Origin of the sequence: Tsukamurella sp. TY48 (assembly GCF_019656655.1) — a bacterium.
Classification (GTDB): Bacteria; Actinomycetota; Actinomycetes; order Mycobacteriales; family Mycobacteriaceae; genus Tsukamurella; species Tsukamurella strandjordii.
The window spans coordinates 556,859-570,076 of the sequence record NZ_BPMV01000001.1; the positions used below are offsets into that span (position 1 = coordinate 556,859).

Annotated in this window: 14 protein-coding genes; 5 read left to right on the top strand and 9 right to left on the bottom strand. The window is 71.0% G+C overall.

Translation table 11 applies throughout. The annotated features are described in order from the left end of the window. Positions 1–10 precede the first annotated feature (10 nt). Positions 11–1,126: a PQQ-dependent sugar dehydrogenase gene (locus tag TTY48_RS02715; RefSeq protein ID WP_220656045.1), complete on the top strand. Its 1,116-nt coding sequence runs from the start codon at positions 11–13 to the stop codon at positions 1,124–1,126. Positions 1,127–1,130: 4 nt separating this feature from the next. Here the strand turns inward: TTY48_RS02715 and gatB are convergent, their stop codons facing one another. The 5 genes from gatB to TTY48_RS02740 all read right to left on the bottom strand — a co-directional run bounded on the left by gatB (position 1,131) and on the right by TTY48_RS02740 (position 6,921). Next, positions 1,131–2,642, bottom strand: a complete 1,512-nt coding sequence (gatB, locus tag TTY48_RS02720) for an Asp-tRNA(Asn)/Glu-tRNA(Gln) amidotransferase subunit GatB (RefSeq protein ID WP_220656046.1) — start codon at positions 2,640–2,642, stop codon at positions 1,131–1,133. 25 nt (positions 2,643–2,667) lie between these two features. Beyond that, a complete protein-coding gene (locus tag TTY48_RS02725; protein ID WP_220656047.1) occupies positions 2,668–3,819 on the bottom strand; it encodes a hypothetical protein in 1,152 nt (383 codons plus the stop codon). A 65-nt stretch (positions 3,820–3,884) separates the two neighbouring features. Beyond that, a complete protein-coding gene (locus TTY48_RS02730; RefSeq protein WP_220658419.1) occupies positions 3,885–4,916 on the bottom strand; it encodes an ATP-dependent 6-phosphofructokinase in 1,032 nt (343 codons plus the stop codon). A 70-nt stretch (positions 4,917–4,986) separates the two neighbouring features. Beyond that, on the bottom strand, positions 4,987–5,643 hold the full coding sequence (locus tag TTY48_RS02735; RefSeq protein WP_220656048.1) for a response regulator transcription factor: 657 nt from the start codon (positions 5,641–5,643) through the stop codon (positions 4,987–4,989). 9 nt (positions 5,644–5,652) lie between these two features. Then, positions 5,653–6,921 (bottom strand): sensor histidine kinase, encoded by a 1,269-nt coding sequence (locus tag TTY48_RS02740; protein ID WP_220656049.1) that lies wholly within the window; start codon positions 6,919–6,921, stop codon positions 5,653–5,655. Between the two features lie 111 nt (positions 6,922–7,032). Between TTY48_RS02740 and TTY48_RS02745 the strand changes: the two genes are divergently transcribed. From TTY48_RS02745 to TTY48_RS02760, 4 genes are all read left to right on the top strand, one after another. Then, entirely contained in the window at positions 7,033–7,623 is a 591-nt protein-coding gene (locus tag TTY48_RS02745; RefSeq protein ID WP_220656050.1) for a phospholipase, read from the top strand. Beyond that, positions 7,620–8,816 carry an alpha/beta-hydrolase family protein gene (locus tag TTY48_RS02750; protein ID WP_220656051.1) on the top strand — a complete coding sequence of 399 codons (1,197 nt, stop codon included), beginning with the start codon at positions 7,620–7,622 and terminating at the stop codon, positions 8,814–8,816. The genes TTY48_RS02745 and TTY48_RS02750 overlap by 4 nt, the downstream gene beginning before the upstream one ends. A gap of 40 nt (positions 8,817–8,856) precedes the next feature. Next, positions 8,857–9,330, top strand: coding sequence for an Rrf2 family transcriptional regulator (locus TTY48_RS02755; protein ID WP_255585713.1), 474 nt, complete (start codon positions 8,857–8,859; stop codon positions 9,328–9,330). Positions 9,331–9,399: 69 nt separating this feature from the next. Next, on the top strand, positions 9,400–9,831 hold the full coding sequence (locus tag TTY48_RS02760; protein ID WP_220656053.1) for a carboxymuconolactone decarboxylase family protein: 432 nt from the start codon (positions 9,400–9,402) through the stop codon (positions 9,829–9,831). 80 nt (positions 9,832–9,911) lie between these two features. Here the strand turns inward: TTY48_RS02760 and gatA are convergent, their stop codons facing one another. From gatA to TTY48_RS02780, 4 genes are read right to left on the bottom strand one after another with little or no spacing between them, the layout of a single operon-like run. After that, positions 9,912–11,405, bottom strand: coding sequence for an Asp-tRNA(Asn)/Glu-tRNA(Gln) amidotransferase subunit GatA (gene gatA, locus TTY48_RS02765; protein ID WP_255585473.1), 1,494 nt, complete (start codon positions 11,403–11,405; stop codon positions 9,912–9,914). 2 nt (positions 11,406–11,407) lie between these two features. Then, positions 11,408–11,704: an Asp-tRNA(Asn)/Glu-tRNA(Gln) amidotransferase subunit GatC gene (gene gatC, locus TTY48_RS02770; RefSeq protein ID WP_220656055.1), complete on the bottom strand. Its 297-nt coding sequence runs from the start codon at positions 11,702–11,704 to the stop codon at positions 11,408–11,410. Positions 11,705–11,725: 21 nt separating this feature from the next. Further along, positions 11,726–12,271: a dihydrofolate reductase family protein gene (locus TTY48_RS02775; RefSeq protein WP_220656056.1), complete on the bottom strand. Its 546-nt coding sequence runs from the start codon at positions 12,269–12,271 to the stop codon at positions 11,726–11,728. Continuing rightward, a complete protein-coding gene (locus TTY48_RS02780; RefSeq protein ID WP_220656057.1) occupies positions 12,264–13,211 on the bottom strand; it encodes a helix-turn-helix domain-containing protein in 948 nt (315 codons plus the stop codon). Before TTY48_RS02780 ends, TTY48_RS02775 begins: the two co-directional genes overlap by 8 nt. Positions 13,212–13,218 lie beyond the last annotated feature (7 nt).

The window sequence follows — 13,218 nt, forward strand, 5'->3', positions numbered from 1 at the left end:
GGGTGGCGGCATGAGTGAGGGGTCCCGGGCGGCGCGCGCCACGCTGGCCGCGTCGGTCGCCGCGGTGCTGCTGGTCTCGGCGTGCGCCGATTTCAGCGGGAGCGAGTCGGCGCCGTTCACCGGCCTGCCCACCGGCGGCGCCCAGACGACCACACCGCAGGCGCTCCCCACGAGCCGGCCACCGAAGCCGCCCGGCCCGTGCATCGATCAGGACCCGCTGGTGCTGGCCACCTGCCTCACCGATCCCACCGCGGTGATCCCCACGGACGAGCTGGAGAACGGGTACGTCGCCGAGCGGGGCGGGGCGGTCCAGTACACGACCACCGACATGCCCAACCGCGAGGTCCTGCGGATCGGCGTGGACACCGCGGGCGATGGCGGGCTCACCTCGCTCGTCCTCTCGCCCACCTACGCCGAGGACCGCCTGATGTTCGCGTACGTCAGCACGCCCACCGATAACCGGGTGGTGCGGGTGACGCCGGGCGACGAGCCGAAGGTGATCCTGGCCGGGATCCCCAAGGGCCCCATCGGCAATGCCGGTTCTCTCCTGTTCGTGGGCCGCGATCTGGTGGTGGCCACCGGCAACGCGGGCGATCCGAACGCCGCGCGCGACCCGCAGTCGCTGGCCGGCAAGGTGCTCCTGCTCCCCTCGCCGACCCCGGGCACGCCGGTGCCGCCCAAGGTGCTCGCCACCGACGGCGGGGTCCGCGCATCGCTGTGCCGGAATCCGGAGGGCGGCCCGGTCTTCGTGGCCGACCAGGGCGTCACGCAGGACCGGTTGCGCGTGGTGACGCCGGGCTCCCCCGCCACGGTGGCCTGGTCCTGGCCCGACCGGCCGGGCCTGGAGGGCTGCGCCGCGGTCGACGGTGGCGTGGTGGTCAGTGAGAGCCGGGCCGGGAAGGTCGAACTGGTGCTGCTGCCGAAGGGCGCCACCGCCGCGGATCGCGAACCGATCCCGATGCTCGACCGCAAGCGCTACGGGGTCTTCGGCCGCCTCGCGACGGGACCGAAGGGACTGCCGCAGGGGCTCACGACCAACAAGGTCACCGGACCGGTCGCGCCGACGGACGACCGGATCGTGCTGCTCCCGCTCCCCGGTGGCGATGCCACCGGCGGCGAGGACTGACGGGCTACTCGCAGGCGGCGAGCACCAGCTCGCGGACTCGGGCCGCATCGGCCTGGCCGCGGGTGGCCTTCATGACATCGCCCACGATCTTGCCGGCGGCAGCCACCTTGCCGGACTTGATCTTGTCCACGATGTCGGGGTTGGCGGCGAGCGCCTCGTCGACGGCCTTCTGCAGCGCACCGTCGTCGCGGACCACCTCGAGGCCACGGGCGGCGACCACCTCGTCGGGCTCGCCCTCACCGTCGAGCACGCCCACGATCACCTGCTGCGCCAGCTTGCTGGTGAGCTTGCCCTCCTCGACGAGGGCGATCACGCGGGCCACCTGGGCGGGCGAGATGGCCAGCGCCTCGAGCTCGACCTCACGCGTATTGGCCTGCTGCGGCAGGAAGCTGCCCCACCACGAGCGCGCCGCATCGGGGGTGGCGCCCGCGTCGACGGTGGCGATGATCTTGTCGATCGCGCCCAGGTTCACCAGGTCGCGCATCACCTCGTCGGACAGGTTCCAGTCGGCCTGGATCCGGGCACGGCGCAGCCAGGGCAGTTCGCCGATGGTGCCGCGCAGCTCCTCGACCAGCTCGGCGGCAGGCGCCACGGGCGCGAGATCCGGGTCCGGGAAGTAGCGGTAGTCCTCGGCGCTCTCCTTGGGGCGGCCGGGAGTGGTGGTGCCGTCGCCCTCCTGGAAGTGGCGGGTCTCGAGGGTGACCTCGCCGCCGGCGTCGAGCACCGCGGCCTGGCGGCGCATCTCGTACCGCACGGCGACCTCGACCGACTTGAGCGAGTTGACGTTCTTGGTCTCGGTGCGGGTGCCGAACTCGGTGGTGCCCTTCGGCTTCAGCGAGACATTGGCGTCGCAGCGCATCGAGCCCTGATCCATGCGGACGTCGGAGACGTCGAGCCCGGCCAGCAGGTCGCGCAGCGCGGTGACGTAGGCACGCGCGATCTCGGGTGCCCGCTCCCCCGCGCCCTCGATGGGTTTGGTGACGATCTCGACCAGCGGGACGCCGGCGCGGTTGAAGTCGAGCAGGGAGTGCGAGGCGCCGTGGATGCGGCCGGTGGCCGAGCCGATGTGCGTCGACTTACCGGTGTCCTCCTCCATGTGGGCGCGCTCGACCTCGACCCGCCAGACGGTGCCGTCCTCGAGCGGGACGTCCACGTAGCCGTCGTGCGCGATCGGGTCGTCGTACTGGCTGATCTGGTAGTTCTTCGGCTGGTCCGGATAGAAGTAGTTCTTCCGGGCGAACAGCGACGAGGGCCGGATCGAGCAGTTCAGGGCCAGGCCGATGCGAATCGCCGAGCGCACCGCCTCCTCGTTGACCACGGGCAGCGCGCCCGGCATCCCGAGGCACGTGGGGCACACCTGCGTGTTGGGCTCGGCACCGAACTCGGTGCGGCAACCGCAGAACATCTTGGTGGCGGTGCCGAGCTCGACGTGGACCTCCATGCCCATCACGGGCTCGTAGCGGTCCACCACGTCCGCGTACTCGGGAAGGTCGATCTCGGAAAGCTGGGCACTCATGCCCTTCAGCCTAATCGTCCGCCGGTCATCGCACGGAGACGGCCACCGCGTCCGGGGTCACCGTGATGGTGCCGGTGGTGAAGGCCGTGTCGGTGCCGGTCAGCGGGCGACCGTCGCGGGAGGTGGCGGTGTACGCCCAGGGCCGGTTGTCGCGGAAGGTCATCGTGCCGTTGCTGACCTCGTCGCTGAGGTCGATCCCGTCGGCGTTCGGGGCGGTCCAGGTGTAGGAGCCGTCGGCGCCGAAGAAGTCGGACTGCGGGCAGCCCGCCGGCATCCCGTCCTTCGAGGCGGCGCACCCGGCGTACGTGGCGGCGATCTGCTGCCGGGCGGAGTTCTTGCCGGCCTCGCTGAGCCCGAACGCGATCCGCACGGAGCCGCCGATGGAGAACGCCGAGAGTCCCTTGACCGAGGCCTGCCCGGTGCCGCCGTCGATGCTGTACTTCGACGACTGCGCCTGCAGGTTCTTGTTCGACGTGCCGAGGTCGAGCGCGCCCGGGAAGACGTAGGCGACGCCGGACGCGGGCAACGGCTTGCCGAGGATGGTGAGGGCCTTCTTATCGGCGTCGGAGGAGACGGAGGGCTCGATCTTCACGGCGGCGGTCTTGAGCTTCCAATCGCTGCCGGCCTTCTCCATCATGAGTTCCTCGTCGTAGGCGACCTCGCCGATGGTCACGGTGAGGTGCACCTTGCCGAAGGTGTCGGCCGACGAGCTGACAATGGTGACGTCCTTGATCGGGGCCAGCGCGGTCTGCTTGCGGAGCACCTCGTCGGTGAGCAGATCGGTGGTGGCGGGCGCCTCCTTGCCGTAGCTCAACGCCTTCTTCGCGTCCCCGGCCTGCAGCGCCGCGAAGTAGGCCTTGACCGTATCGCCGGGCGAATCGGACGAGCCGCTGGCGCTCCGCACGATCGCCACACCCGCGATGAGGATGATCACCAGCAGCACGGCGCCGCCACCGAGGAGGCTGGGCAGGAGCCAGCGCGGGCGCGGTGCCTTGGGTGCGGCGGGTCCCGGCATCGGGTACTGCGGCGGCATCTGTGCCGGGGCGCCGTACGGCGGCTGCAGCGCGTACTGCGGGGTCTCGCCCGACTGCCAGGTGGGACGCAGCTGGGTCGATTCGTTGGGGTTGTACGGGTCCGCTCCCGGGAAGCCCGGGTTCGAGGGAGGATTCTGGTTCATGCCGATCAGCGTGCGGCCGGGCGCTTAACGGTCGCTTCTGGACGGCCAGTGCCGATCCGGCGGGGTCAGCCGAAGAACTCCGCGGCATCGTCGTAGCGTTCGCGGGGCACGCGCTTGAGCTGTTGAACCGCGTCCGCGAGGGGCACCAGCCCGACGGTGGTGCCGCGCAGCGAGACCATGTTGCCCACCTTGCCCGCGTGTGCGGCGTCGGCGGCGTTCACGCCGTAGCGGGTGGCCAGCACCCGGTCGTGCGGGGTGGGGGTGCCGCCGCGCTGCACGTGGCCGAGCACCGTGGTGCGGACCTCCTTGTTGATCCGCTTCTCGATCTCCACGCCCAGTTGGTGCGCGACGCCGGTGAACCGCTCGTGGCCGAACTCGTCGAGCCCGCCCACCCGCAGTTCCATGGTTCCCTCGGCGGGCTTGGCACCCTCGGCGACCACCACGATGAAGCTGGAGTGGCCGCGCTGGAACCGGCGCTTGATCATCGCGCAGAGCTCTTCGACGTCGAAGGGCACCTCGGGGATCAGGATCATGTGCGCACCGGAGGCCAGGCCCGAGTTCAGGGCGATCCAGCCGGCGTGCCGGCCCATCACCTCCACCAGCATCACGCGCTGGTGGGATTCGGCGGTGGAGTGCAGCCGGTCGATCGCGTCGGTGGCGATGGTCAGCGCGGTGTCGAAGCCGAAAGTGACATCCGTGCAGTCGATGTCGTTGTCGATGGTCTTGGGGACGCCGACCACCGGCACCCCCTCGTCGGCGAGCCAGGACGCGGCGGTGAGCGTGCCCTCGCCGCCGATCGGTATCAGCACGTCGATCCCGTTGTCGTCGAGGGTCTCCGTGATCTTGTCGAGCCCGTTGCGCAGGACGTCCGGATGGGTGCGGGCGGTGCCGAGCATGGTGCCGCCCTTGGTGAGCAGGCGATCGTTGCGGTCGTCGTTGGCGAGGTGGATGCGCCGGTTCTCCAGCAGGCCGCGCCATCCGTCCTGGAAGCCGACGACCGAGGAACCGTAGCGGGAATCGCACGTGCGCACCACGGCGCGGATCACCGCGTTGAGGCCGGGGCAATCGCCACCGCCGGTCAGGACTCCGATTCGCAGACTCATGGGGTCCATTCTTCCCGGGCCGACCCCAACCTGTCATGACAACTCACGAGGAGTTCACCCGCGTTCACCCGGGCGTGACGACTCCGGTCTCGTAGGCGTAGACCACGGCCTGCGCGCGATCGCGCAGCGCCAGCTTCTGCAGGACCTTGCTGACGTGGGTCTTCACCGTCTGCTCGGAGACGAACAGGGCCTCGGCGATCTCGGCGTTGGACCGTCCGGCGGCCACCGCCTCGAGCACCTCCCGTTCGCGCGGGGTCAGGGTGCTCAGCTCGGCGGGGGCCGGGCGACGGCGGGAGCGGGCGGCGGTGACCTCGGCGATCATCCGCCGGGTGACCGACGGTGCGAGCAGCGATTGGCCCTCGTGCACCACGCGGACGGCGCGCACGAGTTCCTCCGCGGGGGCGTCCTTGAGCATGAATCCGGAAGCACCCACGCGCAGCGCCTCGTAAACGTAGTCGTCGATGTCGAAGGTGGTGAGCATGAGCACCCGCACACCGTCGTGGCGGCGCAGGATCTCCTCCGCGGCCTGCAACCCGTTCATCTCGGGCATGCGGACGTCCATGAGCACCACATCGGGCAGCAGCCGGGCGACCTCCGCGACGGCGGCCCTGCCGTCGGGCGCATCGCCGATCACGGAGATGTCGGGCTGGGCGCCGAGCAGGGCGCCGAAGCCCTGGCGCACCATGGCCTGATCGTCGGCGATGAAGACGGTGATCGGCACCGCTCCAGCCTAGGCCGCGGCGTCAGTGCGGGCGGGCAGCGACGCACGCACCGCGAATCCGCCGCCGGCCACGGGGGTCGCCGCGAGCGAACCGCCGACGGTGCGGGCGCGCTCCATCATTCCGGGGATGCCCTGTCCGAGTCCGGGTCCGCCGAGGTCGGCGTCGGAGGTGCGGGGTCCGTTCTCCACGCGCAGGTTCAGGGTTCCGGTCTCCAGGGTGAGGGCGACGGTGATCGCCGCGCCCTGCGCGTGCCGGGTGGCATTGGCGATCGATTCCTGCACGATCCGATAGGCGACGAGCGCGGTGGTCTCGCCCACCGCCGTCGGATCGGACAGTGGCAGATAGTCCACGGTGACACCCGCGGCGCGGGCGCCGTCGATGAGCTCGTCGACGCCGCCGAGGCCGGGGGCGGGCGCGAGGTCGGCGGAGGCGTCGTCGAGCCGCAGCACGCCGAGCAGGGCGCGGACCTCGTTGAGCGCCTCGCGGGCCGAGACGGCGATGCCGTCGAATTCGGCGCGGGCGCGTTCGGAGACATCGGGCACCCGGTACTGCGCGGTCTGCGCCTGCACCACCACCAGCGACATCCGGTGGGCCACTATGTCGTGCAGGTCGCGGGCGATGCGGGTGCGCTCCTCGAGGATGGCGCGCCGGCCGCGTTCGAGTTCGCTGACCTCGGTCTGCTCCTCGAGGCGGGTGCGGGACTGCAGCGCGAGGCGCAGCAGCAGGCACACGGCGAGGGTCACCAGGAGTCCGGCCACCCAGCCGCCGCCGGTGCCCTCCTGGGCGTTGACCCAGAACAGGATCGACGATGCGGCGGCCACCGCGATGGCGTCGAGCGGCTTGCCGCGCAGGTACACCAGCACGGTGGACACGAGCATGGCGATGATCAGGGACACCTGCCAGTTCCACTGCCAGTCCTGTTTGGCGTCGAACCACAGGAGCGGGAAGATCGCGGCGGTCGCGGCGATGATGCCCCAGGCGGCCCTCGGGTGCGCCCAGGCGATGGCCAGCGGCAGCACCGAGAACCCGCTGATGATGGGCAGCAGCGCGGCCGGAACGGTGAACTGCTCATTGAGCGTGGGCCAGGCCACCGCCCACATGATCAGGGCGACGAACAGGAACAGCCAGTTCGCCTTGCGCGAGAGGTACACCCCCAGCGGGGTGTCGTGCAGGGTGCCGTTCGGGTCCTGGATGTGCAGCGCGCTCTGCTGGTCGAGGTAGCGGCCGGCGCGTACCGTCGCCCGGCCGAACCGCTCGATCTTGCTGGTCTTCGACATGCAGTGAACGCTAGGGGTGCTGCGCGCGCACTGTCCTCATACTTTCGAGTGATATCGGTCCACTCGCGCGGCCGATCCGGCGCCGCGCGACCGGTTCATAGCGTCGCCCTCATGAACCGCCGAACCCTCCTCGCCGCCACGGCGATCGCGCTCCCCCTGGCGATGGCGATCCCCGCCACCGCCGCTCCGGCCCCCGCCGTCACCGTCGAATCCGCCCGGACCGTCGCACCGGTCGAGGACTCCGCTTCGGCCGCCGCGGTGCGCACTCTGACCGATCCGTCGGCCTCGTCGTCGCGGCAGCTCGCGGCGGTCCCCGCGGGGCTGAACTATCGCGCGGCGGCCGGCCCGGGCTACGCGCTGAACCCGCACGGTGACTGCTCCTCGCTGGTGCGCCTGCCCGCGGACTTCACCGCGCCGTGCCAGGCGCACGACCTCGGGTACGACGTTCTGCGGCTGGCCGATTCGGCCGGGCGACCGCTGGGCGGGTGGGCGCGGCTGCGGATCGACGAGACCCTCGCGGACCGATTGGGGGCCGTGTGCGCGCACCGGCCCGCGGCGCAACGGCGCGAATGCGGCCAGGTGGCCACGATCGCGATGCTCGCGGTGCGCGCGAACACCTGGCGCCAGCACGACGGTCCGCCTCGGGCCGAGTCGGGTACGGAGCTCGCGGCCAGCTGGATCAGCGCCGGGGGCCGGCTGTGATCGCGGCGCGCCCGGCCGCGGGCCCGCTCGTCGGCTACACCGCCGGCGTCGTTCTGGCGCTGTACCCCAACCTGCTCCCGCGCTCGGTACCGATGCAGCTGGCGGTGATCGCCGTCTTCGGTCTGTTCGGGGCCCTTCTCGGCGCGCTGGCGGCCCAGCGTTTCGCGGGAGGCGGGGCACCGTCGGGCGCGGTGTGCCGGGTGACGGGTCAGGTCACGGCGGTGGCGCTGGCGGTGTGGTTGCTGTGGCAGGGCGCCGTGCGGGACGCGGCGGATGTGGCCGCGGTGTCGCCGGCGGAGTTCGCGGTGCTGGCGATCGCGACGATCGGCGCTCCGTATGTCGTCGCCGTGGTGCGGACTCTTCGCGTGGGGGCGCGCGCGGCGGCGCTGGCGGTAGTGGTGGCGGCGTCGGCTCTGGCGCTGCCGGTGACCACGGCCGATGCCGCCGCGCAGCAGTCCTATCAGGCCCGCTTCCTCGGGATCGACTCCCCCACACCGGGGCTGCGGGTGTATTCGGCGCTCTCCGACGGTTCGTCGCCCGCGGTGCGCGCCGAGATCGCCGTCGACCGGCTGCTCACCGCGGGCGGCCTGGACCGGCGCGCGGTGGTGATCGCGGTGCCCACCGGATCGGGCTGGGTGGACCCGCATTTCGTGCGCGGCGTCGAGTCGGAGTTGGGCGGCGACAGCGCGATCGTGGTGACGCAGTACACGGAGCAGCCGAGCTGGCAGTCCTTCCTGTTCCACCGCGATGCGGCCGCCGAGAGCACCGTGGCCCTGATCGAGGTGCTGCACCGCCGGGCACCGTCGGCGCGGGTGTACCTCTACGGGCAGAGCCTGGGCACCGTCGGAGTGGTGGCGGCGCAGCGACGCGCGATCGCGTTCGGACGGCCACCGGTGAACACCCTCCAATCGGGCACCCCCGCTGATGTTCCGGTGACCGGCCCGGCCCTGTTGAACGCCTCCGATCCGGTGGGGATCTGGTCGCCGCGACTGCTGGTCGCGCCGCCCGACCGCGCCGCCACGACTCCGGGACGCGCGACGCCTCGGCCGCCCTGGCTGCCGGTGGTCGGGTTCCTGCAGGCGACGGTCGATCTGCTCGGAGCGACCGCACCACCGCCCGGGCTCGGCCACCGCTACGACGAGCACCAGGGCTCGGATCTGGTGCGGGACGCCGGCTTGCGGACCCGAATTTAACCGGATACATTGTGTCCAGGTTAAGGAGGCGGCCGTGCGGATGAACGAGGGTGTCGAGTGGGCGGCGCACGTGTGCGTGCTGCTGCACTGGCTCGACGAGGGCGATCTCACCCCGGTTCCCGCCTCCCGCCTGGCCGAGTCCTACGACCTGCCTCCCGCCTACCTCGGCAAGCAGCTGCAAGCCCTGGCGCGTGCGGGTATCACCGAGTCGCTCCCCGGGCGGCGCGGCGGCATCCGGCTCGCACGCTCGACCGGCGACATCACCCTGATGGACGTGGTGGCGGCGATCGAGGGGCCGTCGGAGGCCTTCGCGTGCACCGAGATCCGCCAGCGCGGAATGAACTCGGAGAATCCGGCGAGCGATTTCACCAAGCCCTGCGGTATCGCGCACGCGATGCGGGGCGCCGAGCTGAGCTGGCGGCGCGAGCTGGCCGCGACGTCGATCGCCGATCTCGCGGCGAGCACGCCGCGGCACGTGGCCGAGGCGGCGCGCAGACACTTCCGCGGAGCCTGATCCACCGGCGCGTCGCGAAAACAGACCAAAACCTGGACATTGAATATCCAACTATTGAGAGGAACCATCATGACCCGCACCAACGGAGCCACGTCGTCGCCCGAGACCTACAAGGCCCTGATCGCCCTGGACGGGCGCCTGGGCAAGTCCCTCGGCCACGTGCTCTACGACCTGGTGAAGCTGCGCGCCTCGCAGATCAACGGCTGCGCCTTCTGCGTCGACATGCACAGCACCGACCTGGAGAAGCGCGGCGTCCCCACCCGCACCATCTACGGCGTTGCGGCCTGGGAGGAGAGCCCGTTCTTCGACGAGACGCAGCGCGTGGGCCTCGCCTTCGCCGAGCGCCTCACCGGTGGGATCGACGCGATCGACGACGAGCTGTGGGACGAGGCCGGTCGCCTGCTCGGCGAAGAGCGCCGCACCGATCTGCTGATCGCCGTCGGCACCATCAACACCTGGAACATGCTGGGCATCACCACCCACCTGCACCCCGCCGCATAGCCTCCCGCTTCGACTTAACAGCGTTAGCCCACACCGCTTCCTGGGGAAACAGTGTGGGCTAACGCAGTTAAGTCAGGGAATCAGGCGACGACGGGGCCGCGGGCGGCCTCGTAGGCGGCGCCCACCCGGTACAGCCGGTCGTCGCCCTGGGCGGGCGCCAGGATCTGCAGGCCGACGGGGAGCCCGTCGTCCGTGGACAGGCCGGAGGGCACCGACATGCCGCAGTGACCGGCGAGGTTCGTCGGCAGCGTGAACAGGTCGAACAGGTACATCGCTAGCGGATCGTCCACCTTCTCCCCCAGCTTGAACGCCGTGGTGGGAGTGGTGGGCGAGACGATCACGTCGACCTGCTCGTAGGCCTTGGCGAAGTCCTGCGCCAGCAGCGTACGCACCTTCTGCGCGCTGCCGTAGTAGGCGTCGTAGTAGCCGGAGCTCAGCGCGTAGGTGCCGATCATGATGCGCCGCTTGACCTCTGCGCCGAAGCCTGCCTCGCGGGTGAGTGCCATGACCTCCTCGGCGGAGTGCGAGCCGTCGTCGCCCGTGCGCAGGCCGTACCGCATGGCGTCGAACCGCGCGAGGTTGGAGGAGACCTCCGACGGGAGGATCAGGTAGTACGCCGCCAGCGAGTACTGCAGCGTGGGCAGCGAGACCTCGACGGTCTCCGCGCCCAGATCGCGCAGCTGCTGCACCGCCTTCTCGAAGGAGGCCTGCACGCCCGGCTCGGTGCCGTCGGCGCCGAACTCCTTGACCAGGCCGATCTTCACGCCCTTCAGGTCACCCGTGGCACCGGCGCGGGCCGCGGCCACCACATCGGGCACCGCGGCGTCGAGCGAGGTGGAGTCGCGCGGGTCGTGCCCGGCGATCACCTCGTGCAGGAGCGCGGTGTCGAGGACGGTGCGTGCGCACGGCCCGCCCTGGTCCAGCGACGAGGCGCAGGCGACGAGGCCGTAACGGCTCACGGCGCCGTAGGTCGGCCGGACGCCGACGGTGGCGGTCAGCGAGGCGGGCTGGCGGATCGAACCGCCCGTGTCGGTGCCGATCGCCAGCGGCGCCTCGTAGGAGGCCAACGCCGCGGCGCTGCCGCCGCCGGATCCACCCGGGGTGCGGTCGGGCGCCCAGGGGTTGCGGGTCACGCCGTAGGCCGAGTTCTCGGTGGACGAGCCCATGGCGAACTCGTCCATGTTGGTCTTGCCGAGGATCGGGATGCCCGCGGCACGCAGCTTCGTGGTGACAGTCGCGTCGTAGGGCGCGGTCCAGCCCTCGAGGATCTTCGATCCGCAGGTGGTCGGCGCGTCGGTGGTGGTGAAGACGTCCTTGAGCGCCAAGGGCACGCCGGCCAGGGCCGACGCCGGTTGCTCCCCGCGGGCGCGGGCCTCGTCGACGGCGCGCGCCGCGGACAGTGCCTGCTCGCCGGAGACGTGCAGGAAGGCCCCCAGCTCGCCGTCGACCTCGGCGATCCGGTCCAGGTGGGCCTGGGTGACTTCGACGGAGCTCAGCTCACCCGAGGCGATCTTCGCGGCCAGGTCGGCGGCGGAGGCACCGGTGATCTCGGTGGATGCGCGCAGATCGGTCACGGTCACTCCTCCCCCAGGATGCGCGGCACCGCGAAGCGGTCGCCCTCGCGGTTCGGGGCACCGGACAGCGCCTGTTCGGGAGTGAGGCTCGGGACCGGCTGATCCGCGCGATTGACGTTCACATTGCCCACGGGCAGCGTCAGCGGCGCGACGTCGGCGTCACCCACCTCGGTCACCACCTTGACGTGCTCGAGAATCGAATCGAGCTGCGTGGCGAACACGTCGAGCTCGTCGTCGGTCACGGCGAGGCGCGACAGTCGCGCCAGATGGGCGACCTCATCACGAGAGATGGCAGACATGCCCCCAATCCTAGGCGGCGCTCACGTACGCGGGCCCACCACCCGGTAGCGGCCGATGAGGAAGGCCCGATTGCGGGCCCACTCGATGAGTTCGAAGTCGAACGGGCCGGTGAACAGCGGCCGGCCGGCGCCGACGGTGACCGGCGCGTAACTGACGATCAGCTCGTCCAGCATCCCGTCCGACGCGAACTGGGTGGCGAGGTCGCCTCCGCCCACCACCCACACGCCCTTGTCCCCCGCGGCGCTCTCCAGTCTCGCGCGGTGCTCCGCGGGCGATCCCGCAACGACGGACACCGATTCGTGCACCGGGGCGATGTCGCGATGGGTGAACACGAAGGTGGGCCACTCGGCGTACATCCACGGATCGCCGGTCTCGGCGATGTGGTCGACCACCCATTGATAGGTGGTGTAGCCCATGACGATCGCGCCGGTCCGCTTCATCAGCTCCGTGATGTTCTGCGGCCCTTCCTGATCGATCGGCTGGCTGAGCAGCCAGTCCAGACTGTCGTTCTCGTCGGCGAGGAAGCCGTCGAGCGTGGACGCGGTGTAGTAGCGGTAGTCAGTCACGGGTTCCTCCGGTGATGCGTCGGTGCCAGATGATGGGGTCGGGATCGAGTTCGGTTGCGGTGGTGTCGACTCCGGCATCGGCGAGCATCCATCGCGCCAGCAGCCGACGGTGCGCCGCGAAGGTCAGTTCGTGGGCCACGATCTGGGACAGCAGGAAGGACTCGGGCGGATCGCACAGGGCGTCGATCACCCGGTCGGCCCACGCGCCGCGACGATCGATGTCGCGGACCATCGCCAGCCACCGCGACGAGTTCGCCGCGTGGTGCGCGCGGAGCACCGCGGGATCGGAGTCGGGATCGCGGTTCGGTTCGGGTTCACCGGCGATGGTCGCGCGCCAGGGCTCCGTGCTGTGCACCAGATGCCACATGATCTGCGACAGCGATTCGTCCGGACCGTCCCACCGGCGGGGATGCGAGCCGGGCAGCCGGACCTTGCGGTACTCCTCGGCCGGCAGCTCCGCGACGGCGTCCAGCAGAGCCACCGTGTCCGCCGCGTCGTGCTGCACCTGCAGCGCCACCACGTTGCCCGCCGACTCCTCATGGCCGGCTCGCCCTTCCGCCGCATCGACGTACAGCACAGTGGGCGAATGGAAGTGCAGGCCGTTGGGTGCGGGCAGCCAATGCCCGACGGCGCGCGGCAGCGCCGAGGGCGCGTGCCCGTAGGCGCGGGTGAAGGCCCGACTGAACCCCTCCACCGACTCGTACCCGGCGGCGAAGGCCGCATCGGTCACCGTCGATCCGCGCTGCAGGTGCCAGGCGGCTCGTTCCAGGAGTATCCGGCGGCGTAGTGCCACGGGTGATTCCCCGGCACCGGCACTCACCTGCCGGGCGAAGTGGAAGGGCGAGCTGTACGCGCCCGCAGCCATCTCGTCGAGGCTGCCGTGGCGTTCCGCGAGGACCGCCTCGAGGAGGCGGCGGAGCGGGTCGAGCGGTTCGGGCATGCGATCA